The organism is Nocardia aurea (assembly GCF_003123685.1).
GTDB classification, from domain to species: domain Bacteria; phylum Actinomycetota; class Actinomycetes; order Mycobacteriales; family Mycobacteriaceae; genus Nocardia; species Nocardia aurea.
The window spans coordinates 24,919-41,834 of sequence record NZ_QCYJ01000132.1 but is presented as its reverse complement, the minus strand read 5'-3'; the positions used below and the strand labels follow the sequence as shown (position 1 = coordinate 41,834).

19 protein-coding genes are annotated in these 16,916 nt (G+C 66.6%); 16 read left to right on the top strand and 3 right to left on the bottom strand.

Annotated features, from left to right (window positions below; all coding sequences use genetic code 11):
- Positions 1–35 precede the first annotated feature (35 nt).
- The gene (locus tag DAT37_RS35440; protein WP_408637482.1) at positions 36–614 is read right to left on the bottom strand and encodes a DUF6907 domain-containing protein; all 579 of its coding nucleotides are present in this window, start codon (positions 612–614) and stop codon (positions 36–38) included.
- Between the two features lie 142 nt (positions 615–756).
- Between DAT37_RS35440 and DAT37_RS35435 the strand changes: the two genes are divergently transcribed.
- The 3 genes from DAT37_RS35435 to DAT37_RS35425 all read left to right on the top strand — a co-directional run bounded on the left by DAT37_RS35435 (position 757) and on the right by DAT37_RS35425 (position 2,599).
- Complete coding sequence (locus tag DAT37_RS35435) at positions 757–1,335, top strand: DUF4192 domain-containing protein (RefSeq protein WP_109529310.1); 579 nt, start codon at positions 757–759, stop codon at positions 1,333–1,335.
- A 29-nt stretch (positions 1,336–1,364) separates the two neighbouring features.
- Positions 1,365–1,973 carry a hypothetical protein gene (locus DAT37_RS35430; protein WP_109529309.1) on the top strand — a complete coding sequence of 203 codons (609 nt, stop codon included), beginning with the start codon at positions 1,365–1,367 and terminating at the stop codon, positions 1,971–1,973.
- Positions 1,974–2,215: 242 nt separating this feature from the next.
- On the top strand, positions 2,216–2,599 hold the full coding sequence (locus DAT37_RS35425; RefSeq protein ID WP_109529308.1) for a hypothetical protein: 384 nt from the start codon (positions 2,216–2,218) through the stop codon (positions 2,597–2,599).
- A gap of 414 nt (positions 2,600–3,013) precedes the next feature.
- Here the strand turns inward: DAT37_RS35425 and DAT37_RS35420 are convergent, their stop codons facing one another.
- Positions 3,014–3,784 carry a helix-turn-helix transcriptional regulator gene (locus tag DAT37_RS35420; RefSeq protein WP_109529307.1) on the bottom strand — a complete coding sequence of 257 codons (771 nt, stop codon included), beginning with the start codon at positions 3,782–3,784 and terminating at the stop codon, positions 3,014–3,016.
- Positions 3,785–3,934: 150 nt separating this feature from the next.
- Between DAT37_RS35420 and DAT37_RS35415 the strand changes: the two genes are divergently transcribed.
- From DAT37_RS35415 to DAT37_RS35400, 4 genes are all read left to right on the top strand, one after another.
- Entirely contained in the window at positions 3,935–5,629 is a 1,695-nt protein-coding gene (locus DAT37_RS35415; RefSeq protein WP_109529306.1) for an AMP-dependent synthetase/ligase, read from the top strand.
- A gap of 142 nt (positions 5,630–5,771) precedes the next feature.
- Positions 5,772–7,355, top strand: coding sequence for an LVIVD repeat-containing protein (locus tag DAT37_RS35410; protein ID WP_109529305.1), 1,584 nt, complete (start codon positions 5,772–5,774; stop codon positions 7,353–7,355).
- Positions 7,352–8,005: a DUF305 domain-containing protein gene (locus DAT37_RS35405; protein ID WP_109529304.1), complete on the top strand. Its 654-nt coding sequence runs from the start codon at positions 7,352–7,354 to the stop codon at positions 8,003–8,005. Before DAT37_RS35410 ends, DAT37_RS35405 begins: the two co-directional genes overlap by 4 nt.
- A gap of 513 nt (positions 8,006–8,518) precedes the next feature.
- On the top strand, positions 8,519–9,469 hold the full coding sequence (locus DAT37_RS35400) for a PucR family transcriptional regulator (RefSeq protein WP_157978849.1): 951 nt from the start codon (positions 8,519–8,521) through the stop codon (positions 9,467–9,469).
- Positions 9,470–9,647: 178 nt separating this feature from the next.
- Here the strand turns inward: DAT37_RS35400 and DAT37_RS35395 are convergent, their stop codons facing one another.
- Complete coding sequence (locus tag DAT37_RS35395; RefSeq protein WP_157978848.1) at positions 9,648–10,595, bottom strand: esterase/lipase family protein; 948 nt, start codon at positions 10,593–10,595, stop codon at positions 9,648–9,650.
- A 721-nt stretch (positions 10,596–11,316) separates the two neighbouring features.
- On the opposite strand from DAT37_RS35395, the gene DAT37_RS45825 reads away from it, so the two are divergent.
- The 9 genes from DAT37_RS45825 (at position 11,317) to DAT37_RS35345 (ending at position 16,894) form a co-directional block, all read left to right on the top strand.
- The gene (locus tag DAT37_RS45825; protein ID WP_232840203.1) at positions 11,317–12,513 is read left to right on the top strand and encodes an amidoligase family protein; all 1,197 of its coding nucleotides are present in this window, start codon (positions 11,317–11,319) and stop codon (positions 12,511–12,513) included.
- Positions 12,501–13,310, top strand: a complete 810-nt coding sequence (locus DAT37_RS35380) for a class II glutamine amidotransferase domain-containing protein (RefSeq protein ID WP_109529300.1) — start codon at positions 12,501–12,503, stop codon at positions 13,308–13,310. Before DAT37_RS45825 ends, DAT37_RS35380 begins: the two co-directional genes overlap by 13 nt.
- A 122-nt stretch (positions 13,311–13,432) precedes the next feature.
- The gene (locus tag DAT37_RS35375; protein WP_232840202.1) at positions 13,433–14,650 is read left to right on the top strand and encodes a hypothetical protein; all 1,218 of its coding nucleotides are present in this window, start codon (positions 13,433–13,435) and stop codon (positions 14,648–14,650) included.
- Entirely contained in the window at positions 14,638–15,402 is a 765-nt protein-coding gene (locus DAT37_RS35370) for a class II glutamine amidotransferase domain-containing protein (protein WP_109529299.1), read from the top strand. Before DAT37_RS35375 ends, DAT37_RS35370 begins: the two co-directional genes overlap by 13 nt.
- A gap of 48 nt (positions 15,403–15,450) precedes the next feature.
- Positions 15,451–15,690 carry a hypothetical protein gene (locus DAT37_RS35365; RefSeq protein WP_109529298.1) on the top strand — a complete coding sequence of 80 codons (240 nt, stop codon included), beginning with the start codon at positions 15,451–15,453 and terminating at the stop codon, positions 15,688–15,690.
- On the top strand, positions 15,687–15,953 hold the full coding sequence (locus tag DAT37_RS35360; protein ID WP_109529297.1) for a hypothetical protein: 267 nt from the start codon (positions 15,687–15,689) through the stop codon (positions 15,951–15,953). Before DAT37_RS35365 ends, DAT37_RS35360 begins: the two co-directional genes overlap by 4 nt.
- Complete coding sequence (locus DAT37_RS35355) at positions 15,925–16,191, top strand: hypothetical protein (RefSeq protein WP_109529296.1); 267 nt, start codon at positions 15,925–15,927, stop codon at positions 16,189–16,191. The genes DAT37_RS35360 and DAT37_RS35355 overlap by 29 nt, the downstream gene beginning before the upstream one ends.
- Positions 16,188–16,682 (top strand): hypothetical protein, encoded by a 495-nt coding sequence (locus DAT37_RS35350; RefSeq protein ID WP_109529295.1) that lies wholly within the window; start codon positions 16,188–16,190, stop codon positions 16,680–16,682. The genes DAT37_RS35355 and DAT37_RS35350 overlap by 4 nt, the downstream gene beginning before the upstream one ends.
- Entirely contained in the window at positions 16,667–16,894 is a 228-nt protein-coding gene (locus DAT37_RS35345; RefSeq protein WP_157978847.1) for a hypothetical protein, read from the top strand. The genes DAT37_RS35350 and DAT37_RS35345 overlap by 16 nt, the downstream gene beginning before the upstream one ends.
- The last annotated feature ends 22 nt before the right edge of the window (positions 16,895–16,916 follow it).

Here is a 16,916-nt window from a genome sequence, read left to right as displayed (position 1 = left end):
CTCGGTGAGGTCTTCACAGGGCGACGGCGGGGTGGTTAACCGGCGTCGATCTGGTCGGCAGCGTTGAGCAAATGAGCAGCGATCTTGCATGCCTCGCTCCCGGTCAGGTCGGTGGCGAGCCCGTGGGTGATCAACTCCAGACACAACTCGCGACGATCATCGGAATCGAACGCGCTCACTCGCACCGCGATCGCGACACCGCATGTGTAGGGATGCGGGTGGCGCACCACCATGAACGGTCCGCGATGCTCCACCGCCACGAGACCGAGCTCGTGACCGACTTCGGTATGACCGAGGCACCACGACGGACAATCCCCGTCAACAGGCGCCAACACCAGATCCGCGCCCAGGATCAGGATCCGCGCGACTCGGCGCGCGTCGACGGCACGCAACTCGACGCCCACGCCGTGCGGGTCGATCACACCGATCACACACTGGCGGTGCCCCTCACCGTCGTGAGCGCTCGACTGGATCCACACCTGGCGTGTCGTGTCGAACGCGAGGTGATCGTACAGATTGACCGCGACTTCCGCACCGTAGTGCGTCCCCCCATCCCGCGGATCACCCGGCGGTGGGTCTCGGTGGTCGACGCACCATGTCGGACAGGAAAACATCACGGCCACAACGACTCCCCACAAGTCACCCGACACTACGGGCCTGCCGAACCCCAGGCCCACCGGCCACTGTAACCGCGCCCCACGACACCGAAGCCGTAGGCCCACCCGATTGCCATTCCACCACCAGGAGGGAGTTTTGATGACTGCGCCCGACCCGCTGTTCCCTCGAGCCGGATCGGCTCCGGATCCCGCGCTCGCCGACATGGTGTCGGCGGTGCTTCCCGAGGCACTCGCCGAGGTGTTCCGACGCCGCGCCCGAGTGCAACACGAGGATGAAGAGTCCGGCTACGACGGCCGCGACCTCGAACTCGTCCTGCACGCCATCGCCACTCTCGCCGACGGCGCCACCTTCACCGCGCCCGATCTCGCACGGTTGGGTGCGGTGCTGAGTATTCCGGCGGTGTCGCAGTGCCTGCCCGCGACCGCCACCGGCGAGCACGCCCACGAGGCCGAGGCATTGTGGACGCTGTTGACCCGCGTTCTCACCGGAACCCACCGCGCCAATCCCGCGGTCCTGCTGTGCTACAGCGCATTCCTACGCGGCGAGACCGTCCTCGCCCAGAACGCGCTGTCGATCGCACTCGAGGCCGATCCCGGGCACGTGACCGCCCGACTGCTCGATGCCGTCTACGAGGGTGTTCTCCCACCGACGACCCTGCCCCGGATCGCACGATTGGCCACCGCAGCCGCCACCGACGTCGGCATCACCATCGATTGACCCTCGGACTCCCGGTAAGGAGACTCTCCATGCCCTCGACCACCGGGTCTCGCCCTGGCAGGCTCGATGCCCTCAAAGCCCTGATCGATCACCCACGGACTCCGGACTACGAACGTGAAGCCGCGCGGGCCATACTGGCACGACTACGCGACCAACAGGACACCCCCGCGCGTTCGGAATACATCGATCCCACCTGGTATGGCGCGAAGTACAGCGAGGTCCCTCGTTTCTGTGCGACCTCGGTGATCTCCAAGGCGATCCGGGAGGAGATCAAGACCCTGCGCAAGGTCGCGGGCAAGATCGGCGAGCAGGGCGAGATGAAGCTCTACGACCCCATCGGCGACGCCCCCGCCGAGATCCGCTTCGCCGTCACCACCTCCAGGCACGGGTCGATCACCATCACGATCCGCGACATTCCCGACGAATGGGGATGGGTACGCGAAGACCGCCACCACACCGGCCATGTCGCTGACTGGCCGAGCCCGGCCCTACGCGATCTGGGCCGAGCACTGCGCGCGCTGGCCAACGCCTACAACCACGACAACAGCGACATCACCACCGACTACTTCGACCAACGCTTCTTCCTCAACATCACCGCCTGCAAGGGCAGCGACCGCTACGGCGTCTCCGTCAGCTGAGACCTCCCACAGCCCTCGCTCACGCACCCGACCACGCGCCGGACACACCCGAACCGATTGACCACCAGGCACCTCCAAGCCCACCGACTTCCGCGGTCCAGCACACACCCAATACATGCACTCATTCGCACTATTTCACCTTTCTGTCCCGTGCCCGCCAGGTCGCGAGCACCTCGGAACAAACCCGCATCCGGGCCCCGACGTGCCGTTGCCGCCGATCCCACTGCCGAAGGAGTCCGGAGATGACACCGCCACCGCCCACCGATGACAGCACCGCGCCGCTCCCGGGTCTGCCGGGACGCGTTGTGCGGGTGAGCGATCCGCACGTCGGTCAGGGCGATCCGTTCATGGAGAACCTGGCCGATTTCCTGTTGTTCCTCGTGCCGCTGATGCTGGCCGAGATGCGGGAATGGACACCCGAACAGCGCGCACGCAACGCCGTGGACACCGCGACAATCATCGCCTCTCACGGCGACGACGCCCTCTACGGCGGACGCCACCAGGGACCGGCCCGCACCGCCATCGCTCGCGCACTCGCCCTGGGCGCCTACTCCCCGGGCGGGATCACCCAGTTCGCAGTGCACGCCTGCCTGCACGACCATCCCGACTGCACCGCCACCCGATAACCGCCGCACCGGGCGACATCGTCCGCGAGGCCATCGTCCTCCGAATGCCAGCCTTCGACCGACGCTCGCCACCCATTCATTGCCGCGAACGCGCTGTCCCGCAGCGATTTCCGCCCGCCATCCGCGCTGGGTCGGGCGTTCGCCGCCGGTCCCGACTGTCCTTCCACTTCCGCCGAAAGGGGTTCTGTCATGCCCGAATCCGATCTTGCCGCCGCGTGTGCGGTGTGCGCAACGCTCCGCGCGGGTCCCCGAAATCCCGTCGAGCAGCAACAAGTTTGCGGATCGTGCGTTAGCACGGTGGCGGTGTGCGACGGCTGCCACGAGCAGGCGCTGACACTGATGGATGGTGCGCCGAAACGCCCCGTACTCCTCGAGCGCCGCAGCACGAGAACCGTTTCAACCTGCGCGAGTGGGTCAGTGTGGTTCGGGTCGGTGGGCGGGGAGTAGTCCTGCGGCGAGGGCGCGGGTTGCGACGCCGGCGCGGCTGCGTGCGCCGAGGCGGGTGATGATGCGTCCGACGCGGTCTTTGATCGTGTAGACGCTGAGGTGTACTCGTTCGGCGATTTCCTGGTTGGAGTAGCCGTCGGCGAGGAGTTCGATGATGGCGATGTCGGTGTCGTCCATTCCCGCGTTGCGGGCGACTTCCGTTTTGAAGGTGGTCTCGACGATGTCGAGGACGCGTTCGATGTGCTGAGGTTGGCTGGAGACCTGGCTGCTCAGGAAGCCGAGTCGGCGGTAGATGTCCATTGCCGCGCGTTGTTGGTCTTCGATGATGGCCAGGCGGCTGGTCTTGTCGGCCAGTTCGGTTTGGAGGCGTCGGATTTCGGTGATATCGCGGCCGATGCCTTGGCGGCCGATGATGTGGCCGTCGCGCAGGACGCTTCCGGCGTGGATCTCCATTTCGCGGACTTGGCCGTCGGGGCGCAGGATCCTGGTCTCGAAGTACGGGCTGGTTCCGGGGTTGGCGATGCCGCGGTGGAAGTGGTCGAGCGCAGTCTGTCGTGCGTCGGGGGCGATGACCTTGGAGAAGTGCCGGCCGAGCAGTTCATCGAGCGGTCGGCCGAACAGTTCGATCCCGGCCCGGTTCAGATAGAGGAAATATCCCGCGGTGTCGAGGACGTAGACGACGTCGACCAGACGCTCGAGAAGACCCTCGTAGTCGAGGGACGGACTCTGACCTGCCACTCCGTGACTCTACGAAACGGTGAAGACGGCGATGGAACCGCCTCCGAGATGTCACCGCGGACCGTCGCGCGACAAATAGCCACCAAAGGGGGGCACGACACGACTTGCGGGGGTGTCGGGCGGTCGATACCGACGCCGAGTATGTGATCCATGCCATCGCAAAGCGAGATCATTGTGCCGGTCACAACCCCGGAAACGGAGGCCGTCGACTTCGGTGGCGCGCGCACGATGTGTGATCTGTTGTTGAGCACGGTGTGGCGGCATCCGGGTCGGGTCGCGCTGCGCTCGTATGAGACCGGCATGACGTGGACCTACAGCCAGTCGATGGCACGCATCGGTGCCGTGCTGGAGCGTCTGCGTGATCTGGGCGTCGGCAAGGGTTGCGTGGTGGCGTTGATGATGCGCAATATCCCGCAGTTCCACATCGTCGACAGTGCGGTGATGTTGGTGGGTGGGGTCCCGTTCAGCGTCTACAACACCCTTCCGCCCGAGCAGGTCGAGTACGTGCTGTCGAACGCGGGAGCGCGGATCGTGATCGCCGAGTCCGGGTTCGTGCCGGTCCTGCGTGCGGCGATGGCGCTGGGGGCGCCGATCGAGCGGATCCTGGTGGTCGACGAATTGGTCGAGGGATGCGCGGACCTGCTGACGGAGTTGGCGGCGCAGCGGTGCGGGTTCGACTTCGCGTCGTTGGAGCCGGTCGATCCCGACGCCCTGCTCACTCTGATCTACACCTCGGGCACGACGGGCCCGCCGAAAGGTGTCGAGCTGACCCACGCCGGGATGCTGGCCCAGCTGCGTGGTGTGCACGCCGCGGTTCCGGTTTCCGGCGGCGGCAGGCAGGTCAGTTTCCTGCCCGCCGCGCACGTCGCCGATCGGTGGACCTCGCACTATTCGGCGTTCATGACCTATGGCAACACCCTGACCTGTGTAGCGGAGGCGGCGAATCTGGCCGCGTGCGTCGTGGTGACGAAGCCGACGGTGTTCGGGGCGGTGCCGCGGGTGTGGGAGAAGTTCAAGACCGCGATCGAGAACAGCTACCCCGGTGACGTGCTCGCCGACGTCGCCGCGGACCCCACCGTCGGCGCGGCGCTGCTGGAAGGTCTCGGGTTCGGTGAGATCGAGTGGGCGGTGACCGGCGCCGCGCCGACTCCGGCCGCGGTGGTGGCGTTCTTCGTGGCATTGGGGCTACCGCTGTGCGAGGGACTGGGCATGTCGGAAGCCTCCTGTCTGGTCGCGGTCAACACCCCGGCCGCGCTGCGGGTCGGGAGCGTCGGTCGGGCGTTGTCGTCGGTGCGCGCTCGGACCGCCGAGGACGGTGAGTTGCTGTTGCGCGGTCCGCAGGTCATGCGCGGGTATCGCGGCCAGCCCGATCGCACCGTCGAGGCCATCGACGACGGGTGGCTGCACACCGGGGACATCGCGCGCATCGATGACGACGGATTCCTGTGGATCGTGGACCGCAAGAAGGAACTCATCATCACCGCCGCTGGAAAGAATCTGTCCCCGGCCAATATCGAGATGGCCGTGCGTTCTGCGGGCAACCTCATCGCACACGTCTGCGTGATCGGCGAGGCACGCCCCTACGTGGTTGCGTTGCTGTGCCTGGATCCCGCAGCCGTGGGCGGACGCGCGTTCGACGACCCGGAACTCATCGAGACGATCCACCACCAGATCGACCGCGCCAACGCCACCCTCGCACGCGTCGAACAGATCAAGAAATTCGCGATCGTGCAACGGGAATGGACACCCGGCGCCGAACTGACCCCGACGATGAAGCTGCGCCGCGCGGCCATCGCCTCCACCCACGCCCGAGAAATCAAGGCCCTGTATGCGACCAGCCGATAGCCCTCCGCTGGTGTGCTCGGTGAGCGGAGGCCGCCACTGAACGCCGACAGCCGCCACTGACAGCCGCCGGGCGCCCTCGCGTGAACACCGCAGCGACCGGCATCCATCGACAGGAAGGTTCCCTCATCGTCGAGGGGCACCCATGAGTTCACGACACCTACCACTCGGCCATCGCATCATCTCGGCGACGGCCGCCGCCGCTCTCGCTGTGCTGATCCTGCCGACCGCGACACTGTCGGCCCAACCCCAGCCTCCCGGCACTGTCGAGGAGATCAACGCGTTGAGCGACGTCGCCGCCTCCCGCGCGGTGTGCGGCGTCGGCTCCGATCCCGCGGCGGGTCCCGAAACCGGTCTGCAAGGCGATGTTCCGGCCGCCGACCGCGGCAACCGCCGCAGCGCCCAGGGCTACAGCTGCAACATGCGCATGCTGGGCAACTACGCCGGACAGGGCGGAGGCATCAACTCGATCACCTTCGAACACTGCGCCTACATCGGCACCACCTTCCCCGGAAACCTCATGAGCGAGGCCCAGGGCGTTCAGGTGCTCGACGTCTCCGACCCCACCGCGCCGACCCGGACCGCGGTGTTGAACGAGCCCGCCATGCGCGCAGGCACCTGGGAAAGCCTCAAGATCAACGAACACCGCAAACTACTGGTCGGCACCGGTGTGCCGTTCCTGACCGGTGCGGGCCTGTTGTCGGTCTACGACATCTCCGATTGCGCGCACCCACGCCTGCTCAACCCCGGCCCCGGCACGAATCTGGGGATGCCGCTGCCGATCACCGGCCACGAGGGCGGATTCTCCCCGGACGGCAACACCTACTGGTCCTCGGGCACCGCGCCGGGACTGGTCAGCGCCGTCGACCTCACCGATCCCGCCAACCCGCGCGTGATCTGGCAGGGACTGCCCGGTCTGTCGATGCACGGCATGGGGTTCTCACACGACGGCACCACCTTGTACCTGGCCGACAACATCGGCGGCATGGTGATCATGGACATCGGCGACGTGCAGCGCCGTGACCCGAATCCGCAGGTACATCAACGCTCGCACCTCACCTGGGCCGACGGGTGGGCCACCCAGCACAACGTCCCAGTCACCTATCACGGTGTGCCTTATGTGTTCTCGGTCAACGAAGCAGGCTCGGGCGGGGTGAAGATCTTCGACGTCGCCGACCCGACACGCCCGCGACTGACCAACACGATCAAACTCGAGATCAACCTGCCCGACAACCAGGACGTTCTGCTGGCCTCATCGGGCGGCGGTTCACTGTTCAGCTACGACGCCCACTACTGCGCCGCGGACCGGCCCGTCGACCCGACCGCGCTGGCCTGCGGATGGACCTCCTCGGGCATCCGTGTCTTCAACGTGGAGGACCCGACGAAGATTCGCGAGATCGCCTACTACAACCCACCCGCGCGCGCCGACCGCAAGGACCTGCTCACCAACTCCTCACACGCTATCGCCGCGGTCCTCGGTCTGCCCGTGCTGGCGGCACCCACCGTCCTCCAGGCGATGGTGGAGGGCCGTTTCGATCTCGACCAGGCCCTGAGCAACCGCACCGGGATGCTCACCGCCGACCTGACCACCGACTGGTGCTTCTCACCACCGGAATGGCGCGGCAACCAACTGTGGACCACGTGCTCGGACAACGGATTCCTCACCCTGGAACTGTCCCCGACGGTCTACACCCCGCCCGTCGACCAGCACTCCCACATCGGCTCATGAACCCCACCCGCTGGATCCGAACCGCAGCCGTCGCCAGCCTGGCCTTGCTGCTGGTGGTCCTCGGCGCGGCCCTGCGCCCGGCCATCTCCCCTGAGCGGTCGACCGCGATCCCTGTCCTGAACGAGGTCGAGACCGGCTTCGTCCAGGACATGCTCGCCCACCACAACCAAGCCGTGCTGATGGTTCAGCGCCTCGACCTCGGTGTCGACCCGAGCGTGGCGGTGCTGGCTCGACAGATCGGCGAATCGCAACGCACCGAGATCGGCATGATGGCGGGCTGGCTTCGCATGGCCCGCGCCGCCACCATCAACCCCGAACCCATGGCATGGATGCACCCCGATCCGCCACAGCATCACGGGCATTCATCCGCCACACCGTCTGACACCGTCACACCCGCCCACGCGGCGACGATGCCGGGCATGGCCACCCAGACCGATCTGGACGCACTCGCCGCTGCCCGCGGCCGTGACGCGGAGGTGTTGTTCCTGGCACTGATGCAACGCCACCACTACGGCGGGATCCAGATGGCCCAAACCGCCGACCGGCTGATCGACGCGGGCGTCGTCGAACAAGCGGCCCGGGAAATGTATGACACCCAGACCCGCGAGGCAGGACTGCTCGGACTGCTCCTGGACCAGCGGACCCTTTAGCCGGAACGCACCGCTGCTGGCCCACCCACGATCTCGGCGCCACCTCTCGGTCGGAAACCCGACCGGGCACTTGCACCTGCCCCGCACACAAACCAGCAAGGACATGGCGTCGCAGCGACCGCCGGTCGACCGGAGCGGTGCTCGAAATCACGGTACCGACAGGCTGCGCGCCGGCACACCGCACTGCACGATCAGAAATGACGGCCCATGACCTGCGACGATATATCGCACCGCACTCCCGTTCCATCACGTCGCCGAATGCCGCCCGCATCGTCGGTCCCGGGCACTGCCATCGAAGGGATCGTCATCGAACTGATCGCCGGGTTACTGGCGCCGGACACGCACCAGGCGCGGCGACGGTGTGCGAGGATCGACACGGACACAGAACATTTCGTTGAAGCGCTGCAGGGAATCGCGGACGGCGAACCCGTCCCGGTCCGATATCCTCGCCTGGAACGCGCCGCACGCCGATGGGCACGCGGCCCGGTTCCGGTCGATGTCATCGTGCACGCCGTGCATAGGATCGCCGGTGAATTCATCGACCACGTCACCGACCTCGACCACAGCGGTGGGCATGACGGGTGCGCATCGAACGACCTCGACGTCTTCGGTACCCGCGTCGTGGCCGTGCTGGACGTGCTCGACCGACTCACCACCACCATCGCAAGCGGCTACACCTACGTCGCATCCGAACCACGCCCCACGCAGCGCCTGGCTGACCCACGAGCCCTCACGACCGGAATCCAGTACCACAGCAGCGCTGGACCGGGCCTCTCGGACGGATTCGCCATCGCCCCTCGCTACACGGTGATGGCCGTCCACGTCGCCACCGAGGCGTCGCCACCCCAAGAACCCACGCCCACGTCCACCCCCGATCGGGTAGTGCGCCTGATGCGACGCGAAATCGCGGCGCGATTCGGCCATTTGGAGATGACCGCGCTCTCCCCCATCGGCGGCACGATCGTGCTGCCCGAGCACCCCTTCACCGACCAGGACCTCGACCATCTGGTCACCGCGATCAGCCACGCAATCAACGCCGAGACGACGGTATGCCGAACCAGCGCGGACAAACACGAACTACCCGAGGCCACCGAACGTGCGCACCGACTGCTCGACCTCCTCATCGCCAATTCCTACCCACCACAGCTCTACCGCTACGAGGACATGCCGCTCGAGACCCAGATCGCTCGGCCCGGCCCCGGACGCGACGCGCTTGCCGCGATCCTCGACCCACTCGACACTCACCCCGAACTGCTGGAACTGCTACGCATCCACCTACGCAACAACTTCGACCGCCAGCGCACCGCCGAGCATTTCGGCATCCATTGCAACACCGTCGACCACCGACTACACCGAATCGAACGCCTCACCGGATGGAATCCAGCCAGCAGCGAAGGCGGCTGGCGACTCGGCTCGGCACTGACCGCCCGCACCTGGAGCCTCGGCCTGTCCCCCCGCCACTGACCAACAGCCGGGAGATCGTCCTCTCGATGCTGCGCGCTGCTTGCAGGGCCTCGATCCGCTTCGGCGAGATTTCGCATCCGCCGCAGCGATCCCAGCGGCAGCGGCGTGTCCGCCGGGAACTCGATAAGCGTCCGGACCTGGGGGTATCAGCAGTCGTGCCCTGCGGCAGGGGTGGGTCTTATCCTCCGGAACCGGTGGGCAGAACCCCGATCGCAGGCAAGACCAGGGTGCATTCCACTGGCTGCGGATGTTCGGGATCGAGAGCGTTGAGGACCAGCTGGGCGGTGACGGGGTCGGAGTTGATCGACAGATGGTCGGCGTAGTCCTGAGAGCACAGATCCTGCACGATGTAGTTGGCGACACCGGGTTCGTGGATCAGTCCTCCGGTATAGGGGAGAACTTCGTCGTACCGGGTGACGATCTGGGTGTAGGCGACGCCGGGAACAGCGATTCCACCCTCGTGCAGCTCGCGCATGAACGTCGAGCTGGATAGCCCCTCGCCTGCGACGGCATCCGCAGAGCCGCTACTCAAGCCGGGGCTGTTGATGCCCTGAACGCCACCGGCGAGCCCGACCATCCTCGACACCTTCCCGGCGCCGCCGCCGGCCTTGATATACCAATAGGGCATGGTCGCGCCCAGGGAATGCCCGACGATCGCGACCTTGCCCGCGCCGGTGACCTGGCGGACCCGGTCGATGAACGTGTCGAGAGTCGCCGCACCGTCACGCATCGATCCCAACCCCCCGATGAACCCGTCGGGGTCACCGCCGGGACTGTTGTAGGTCAGCGCGAAGACGCAGTAGCCCCCGTTGGCCAGCAGAGGACCGTATGTCTGCCAGTTGTTATTGCGATTGGCCAGAATGCCGTGGACCAGCACGACCGGCTCCGGATGCTGCACCGACGGCCGACACGCCCAATCGTTGGTCCCCGGCGGACTGGCCGCTCCACCCTGGAGCGCGGCCCGGATCGCGTCGATCAGGAATTGGTTCGGCACCGGATACGGTGTCGCGGGAGCCGGATCGGCATGAGTGGCCGCCACAATCCCGCCTTGCAAAGCCACGGCCAGCACCGCACCCACAGTCAACGTGCGCCACCAGCGATTCCGTGAACTGGTCAAACTCTTCATGCCGAGGACTATGACACGCGGCGACACGACTACATCGTCTACGAAAACTATTGTGGGGCAATCACAATCCTCTGGGTGAGACTCCACAAAATTGGATCGGAATCCGTCTCGGAAGACCTGACAGTCGCGCTCACCGCTCATCGGGCGGCGGCGCCGTCGACTGCTGGAACTGCGCTGCCTCCCGGCGTGCGTCTGATTCTGGTTTGGCACGGCCAATAATTAACCGCGCTACGATCCCACCTCGCCGCAACCGAACATCACCTCACCCCGAAATCGATACCGTGCTCGACACGCTGGTGAACACGTCCACCAGCCAGCCGTCCTACCCCGCGGTCCACGAGCCTCCCGCGCTATCACCGGCGGATTACCCGCAGTTCCGCGCCACAGTGCTCCGGCTGTCGGCCACGAGCGCGGCCGATTGCGTCGACGAGGTTCACCGCGACGGAAAACACCGCACCCTCTAGGTTCTGTGTCGAAGTCAGTTGGGGTCGCTGTTCGGCTCGACTTCAGCCATCCACATCCCGGACTCGCCGACCCGCTGTCCTGGCCAAACACGCCCCTTCTAGGGACTGCCGGATTTACACCCCTCGGCAACGGGTGATCTTCTCCACCAAAAATCATTCTTAAATGCGCATATCAACGTATGACTATACCGCCATCCGTGCCGACTGGTCCTCCCGCACCGGTCCGGCACTCCTACGTTCACGAAAGGTGTTCTCTCATGCCCGAACTCGATGCCACCGCGTGTGTGGTGTGCCGGTCCTGCCGGACGGGCCCGCGATATCCGGTCTCCGACGAGTCGGTGTGCGGGTCGTGTCTGGCCGAGTTGCCCTGTTGCGACGGCTGCCACGACCACGCCCTGCGTGTCACCGAAACCGCCGATGACCGTCGCCTCTGCTCGGCCTGCGCGCGCGCCTGGGGCGGGTGTGTGTCGTGTGCCCGGTTGACCGAACCGCACGAGCGCACCGACACCGACCGGGTCGTGTGCTATCCGTGTGCGTCGGCGTTCTTCGACCGGTGCTTCCACTGCGGTAGACACAGCGCCGCCAGCCGCTACGTCTCCGGCGGCCTGCGCGCCTGTACCCGTTGCGCGGGCGGGTTCACCGCCTGCGAGCGGTGTGGGACGCTGCGGCGCGGCGGCCGTGAATGTGAGCTGTGCAGTTATCCGGCGCGGGTGCGTAATTACAGTTTCAAACCCGACCCGCGATTCCACGGCGACGGCCCGCTGTATCTAGGGCTCGAACTCGAGATCGTCGTGCCCGACCACGTCCACGACACCGCCGTCGGCGTGGTGACCGATCGCCTGGGCGGGCTCGGGTATGTGAAGCGGGATTCCTCGATCGAGCCCGGCGGATTCGAACTCGTCTCGCACCCGATGAGTTACCGCTACGCCCTCGACGAGTTCCCCTGGGGACTACTGGGTGAACTCGCCGAACTCGGGTGCGGCACCAACGCCGGTGTCGGGTTGCATGTGCATGCCAGCCGCGCCGGGTTCGTCTCCCCCGCGCATGTGTATCGGTGGATGAAGTTGCTGTACCGCAACGAATCTCAGGTCACTCGGTTGGCGCGGCGGCGTTCACGCTATGCCCCGTTCGATCGTGTCGCGCGGTCTCGGGTCAAGGACACCGCGAAGAACCATGTCGCGGCTCTGGGTTTGGACCGGTATCAGGCGATCAACCCGTATCCGCGTCACACCCTGGAGTTGCGGGTGTTCTCCTCCTCGCTCGATGTCGGGCGGGTGCAGGCGGCGTTGGCGTTCACCGCCGCCTCCATCGACTACACCCGAACCCTGCGGATCGCCGATGTGCGGGCCGGGGCGTGGGAATGGGATCGCTTCGCCGCCTGGGTGCATACGCGCCCAGCGTATTCGCCGTTGGTCGCGCAGTTGCGTGAGTTGGAGCTCACATGTGCCTGCTGAGCTGTTTCCCACCCGGTGTCGCACCGGATCCGGCGGCGTTGCGGATCGGGGCCCAGACGAATCATCACGGCCACGGCTACGCCCTGATCACCGGCGACCGGATCCGTGTCGGGCACAGCATGGCACCCGAACCACTCATCGAGGAATTCACGCGACTACGCGCCCGATATCCGGGCGGGTACGGGTTGTTTCATTCCCGCTACGCCACCCGCGGTACCCGCAGCCTCGACAACTGCCATCCGTTCCACCTCGGCGGCGACCCACGAACAGTGTTGGCGCACAACGGAACCCTTCCCAAACGTGTACATCCCCGCGCTTACGATCCACGCTCGGACACCCGCATCGCCGCGGAGGAGTATCTGGCCGGGGCTCCGTTCGGGTCGATCGACACCCACCGCGGCGCGCGCGGGCTGGCGTCGTGGCTGGGGTCGAGCAAACTGCTGATCCTCACCGTCGATCCCACCTACGCCTATCCGGCGTATCTGTTCAACGAGTCGGCCGGCATCTGGGACAACGGGATCTGGTACTCCAACCCCGGCTATCAGCCGATGTCGCGGCGATGGCCCGAGCGTTACCGCCTGCGCTGCGGGGGATGCCGCGAATTCGACCTGGACCGCCGCGGCCGTCACTGCACCGGATGTGGTTGGTGCTTCGACTGCGAACAACCCTTCCCCCACTGCCACTGCCACACCCGCCACCGCACCACACCGCGCGGCAGCCGCGGCGCCACCGCGCGCAATCACACGCACCGCCGCGATTCGGATCGGATCCGCGCCACCACCCCCAGCACTACCTGAACCCCGGCCCACCACCGTCCGATCCTCACCTCCATACGCCCCCGAGCCCCCGCACGACCAGCCGGTTCTCCCGGTGGTCGTGCGGGGGCTTGGTCGTTTCCGTCGAAAGGTCGTGATCGCTCATGCCCACCGCCACTTTGCCCGATACCCACTGTGCGCAGTGCTCGCTGCCGGTCGCCGCGGACAGTCTGGTCGCTCTCGCCGAAGGAGACCGGGTCTGCCAGGACTGCGTCACCGAGCTGTCGTTCTGCGACGGCTGCGCCACCCCCGCCCGCACCACCAGCTACACCGTCGCCAATACCGCGCTGTGTGGTGGCTGCTCCGCAGGCTGGTATCGGTGTGAGCGTTGCGATCTGTTCACCGGTGAGATCGTCGCGATCATCGACGGCCCCGACGTGTGCGGGTCCTGTGCGCGGGAGTTCGAACGCTGCGACGACTGCGGCGCCTATGCCCGTCACACCGAGACCGTGCAGAGCGGCGACGACGTCTGCTCGACCTGCCGCCACGAGGACTACCACTACTGCGAGGACTGCTACACCCTGGTCCCGCTCGATGACCAGCATTGCGAAAGCTGCTACGACGAGGACCGTGGCCACGAGCTGGTCCACGACTACTCCTACACCCCCACCCCCCTGTTCCACGGCCACGGCCCGCTGTTTCTGGGCATGGAACTCGAACTCATCACCCCCTACTCCCGCTACAACGACGCGGTCGTGCTCGCGGTCGCCGAACTCGGAGACCTCGGCTATCTGAAAGAGGACGGCTCCATCCACCCGACCGGCTACGAACTGGTCACCCACCCGATGTCGTGGGAGTACGCGCGCACCCGCTTCCCCTGGCAACTCTTGAACAAACTGCGACTGCTCGGCTGCCGCACCGACACCACCGTCGGTATCCACGTCCACGTCTCCCGCGCCGGATTCGACTCACCCGCTCACGTCTATCGGTGGTTGAAGTTCGTGTACCGCAACGAATCCCAGGTCACGACCCTCGCGCGGCGTCGCTCGCATGATTGGGCGGAGTTCTCCGCGCATGCCCGCTCCCGAGCGTGCGAGTACGCCAAGGGCAGCCGACACGGGTGGGGCCGCTACCAGGCGATCAACGTCAACCCTGCCCACACCTTCGAGCTGCGGGTCTTCGCCTCCTCCCTGCACCCGCGCCAAGTCAAAGCCGCCCTCGCTTTCGCTGCGGCGTCGGTCGAATACACCCGCACCCTCACCGCCGCCCAGGTCGCGCGTCAGCGGGGTTGGGAGTGGTCGGCGTTCACCGCCTGGCTCACCACTCGCCCCGACTACGCCGATCTGCTCACCGAACTGGAGGTCCTGGCATGTGCATGCTGACATTCGTCAAACCCGGCGCCACCCCCGACATCGCCGCACTGCGCAACGGCGCCTGGTCCAACCCGCACGGGCACGGCTACGCCCTGATCACCGCAGACACGATCACCACCGGACACAGCCTCGACCCCGAAACCGCACTCGCAGAATTCGCGGCCCTGCGCTTCGAATACCCGCACGGCCCGGCGTTGTTCCATTCCCGATTCGCCACCCACGGCAAACCCACCCTCGACAACTGCCACCCCTTCCCGGTGGGTGGCGACGAGCGAACCGTGCTGGCCCACAACGGGATCCTTCCCCCCAACGTCCACCCCGGCCCCGGCGATGAGCGGTCCGATACGCGGATCGCGGCCGAGGACTTCCTGCCCACGGCTCCGTTCGGGTCGTTGGATTCCTGGCGCGGCCGCGAAGGCCTGGAACGCTGGCTGGGCAGCGACAAGTTCGTGCTGCTCACCCTCGACCCCGCCTACGCCCAGCGTGCCTACATCTTCAACGAAGCCCGCGGGCACTGGGACAACGACACCGGGATCTGGTACTCCAACCACGACCACCTCCCATCACGCTGGCACTACGAGGATTACAGCGACTACGGGTACTGCCACGGCTGCGGAGAGGAAGACAGCACCCTCGCGGGCCCGCACTGCTGCCACTGCGGATTCTGCGCCGCCTGCTACGCACCCTTCCCCCACTGCGAATGCCCCGACCTGGCCGGGCACCAACGCTACGCCGCACTCCTCGACATGGAAAACGCATGAACCGGAACCACTTCCGGCCGCACAGCATTCGAGAGGAGAGCGCCTGTCATGCCCGGATGCCCGAACCTGGCCGATATCCGCCTCCACACCCGTGACATCGAGGACCACCACGTCATCCTCAGCACCGACGGACAGCGCGTCCGAATCGTCATCCGCGACACCGAGCATCCCGACACCGACGGGTGTTACACCGATCTCGGACCCGTAACCGCCACCACGCTGGCCGCGGTGATCAACCTCAGACACATCCCGATGCAGTGGGCCACTGCATCGGCCGGTGACCGATGAGCCCCGATCCCGCCGTCACCGTCGAACTCCATCGCCTGCGGCGGTCGGGGACACCGGTCACGCTCACCCTGCGCGGCGGGCACCGCCAAGACGGCGTCCACATCGCCGCGGTCCACCGCCACCACACCGTCTTCCACCGCGACGGTCGCGGTGAGCAGGTGCTGCTGCCGTTGCGATTCATCCACGCCGTGGCCCCGCACACCTCCACCACCACCGTGAAGGAGTCCACCACCGATGAGCGAACCCATTCCCACCTACCGTGACCAACTCACCACACTATTGCTCGCCGAGCTCCTCACCCACCTCGACGCCGGCGCGGCCTTGACCTCCTACAGCCACGGCGTCGCCACAGCCCTCGGCCACGAGGTGCTGGCCACCTTCGACCATCTGCTCGCACCGTTCTCCGACAGCGCAGGGCGGCTGCGCGTCTACCACCAGATACTCGCCGCCCCCGATGGCGACACCGTGCGCACCGCCCCGGCGGCGGGTGAGCCCGAATGAGCGTCGACCTGTCGAGCTACACCGCTCGCCTTCGCCTGGACCCGCACTATGCCGCCTACCTGCCCGACGATGACCGGATGCCGATGTCCATGCTGGTCGTCGGGTATCACGCGGCGTTCGCCACCGGTCCGCGACCGGGCACCCCGGTCGCGGATTTCGACGGCCTGCCCTCCCTCGCCGAGAACACCGTCGGGTTGGCGCTGGTGCGGATCGAATACGCCACCCAGATCACCACGATCATCCCCGACGGTGGCAGCGAAACCAGTTGGGCACGTGATCCGTTCGGGATCGGGCTGCCGGAGTTCGGGTGGCGGCTGGTCCCCACCCAACACCGTGATGGCCGGTGGGTGATCGCGTCGGGGTCGTGGGCCGCCGGTGCCCGCCAAGCCGTGCTGCCCCGATCGGTGACCATCCAGGTCCCCGGAACCCCGACCGTGGTCGGTGTCCACGACCGCGACCCGCACACCGGAAACCGTTGGCCGAGCACATGATCATCGGTCACATCGGTGAGCTCACCGCGTGGATCGAGGCGAACCTGCCCGCCCTCGACCCCGACCGCTTCCACCCCTGGACCAGCGGCACCGCGGTCCCGGGCGCGCGGACCGCACGCATCGAGGTCCGCGTCCACAGCACCGCTCTGCCCGTACGGAAACTCGGCGTCGACCTGTTCGCCCAGCCCCTCACCGACCAGACCGCCACGTAACCGCCTGCCGAGGTGCGGCTGC

What these genes read in the sequence shown, in the direction of transcription:
- DAT37_RS35440 (WP_408637482.1), bottom strand. Translation starts at nt 614, where the DNA reads ATGTTTTCCTGTCCGACATGGTGCGTCGACCACCGAGACCCACCGCCG.
- DAT37_RS35435 (WP_109529310.1), top strand. Translation starts at nt 757, where the DNA reads ATGACTGCGCCCGACCCGCTGTTCCCTCGAGCCGGATCGGCTCCGGAT.
- DAT37_RS35430 (WP_109529309.1), top strand. Translation starts at nt 1,365, where the DNA reads ATGCCCTCGACCACCGGGTCTCGCCCTGGCAGGCTCGATGCCCTCAAA.
- DAT37_RS35425 (WP_109529308.1), top strand. Translation starts at nt 2,216, where the DNA reads ATGACACCGCCACCGCCCACCGATGACAGCACCGCGCCGCTCCCGGGT.
- DAT37_RS35415 (WP_109529306.1), top strand. Translation starts at nt 3,935, where the DNA reads ATGCCATCGCAAAGCGAGATCATTGTGCCGGTCACAACCCCGGAAACG.
- DAT37_RS35410 (WP_109529305.1), top strand. Translation starts at nt 5,772, where the DNA reads ATGAGTTCACGACACCTACCACTCGGCCATCGCATCATCTCGGCGACG.
- DAT37_RS35405 (WP_109529304.1), top strand. Translation starts at nt 7,352, where the DNA reads ATGAACCCCACCCGCTGGATCCGAACCGCAGCCGTCGCCAGCCTGGCC.
- DAT37_RS35395 (WP_157978848.1), bottom strand. Translation starts at nt 10,595, where the DNA reads ATGAAGAGTTTGACCAGTTCACGGAATCGCTGGTGGCGCACGTTGACT.
- DAT37_RS45825 (WP_232840203.1), top strand. Translation starts at nt 11,317, where the DNA reads ATGCCCGAACTCGATGCCACCGCGTGTGTGGTGTGCCGGTCCTGCCGG.
- DAT37_RS35380 (WP_109529300.1), top strand. Translation starts at nt 12,501, where the DNA reads ATGTGCCTGCTGAGCTGTTTCCCACCCGGTGTCGCACCGGATCCGGCG.
- DAT37_RS35375 (WP_232840202.1), top strand. Translation starts at nt 13,433, where the DNA reads ATGCCCACCGCCACTTTGCCCGATACCCACTGTGCGCAGTGCTCGCTG.
- DAT37_RS35370 (WP_109529299.1), top strand. Translation starts at nt 14,638, where the DNA reads ATGTGCATGCTGACATTCGTCAAACCCGGCGCCACCCCCGACATCGCC.
- DAT37_RS35365 (WP_109529298.1), top strand. Translation starts at nt 15,451, where the DNA reads ATGCCCGGATGCCCGAACCTGGCCGATATCCGCCTCCACACCCGTGAC.
- DAT37_RS35360 (WP_109529297.1), top strand. Translation starts at nt 15,687, where the DNA reads ATGAGCCCCGATCCCGCCGTCACCGTCGAACTCCATCGCCTGCGGCGG.
- DAT37_RS35355 (WP_109529296.1), top strand. Translation starts at nt 15,925, where the DNA reads ATGAGCGAACCCATTCCCACCTACCGTGACCAACTCACCACACTATTG.
- DAT37_RS35350 (WP_109529295.1), top strand. Translation starts at nt 16,188, where the DNA reads ATGAGCGTCGACCTGTCGAGCTACACCGCTCGCCTTCGCCTGGACCCG.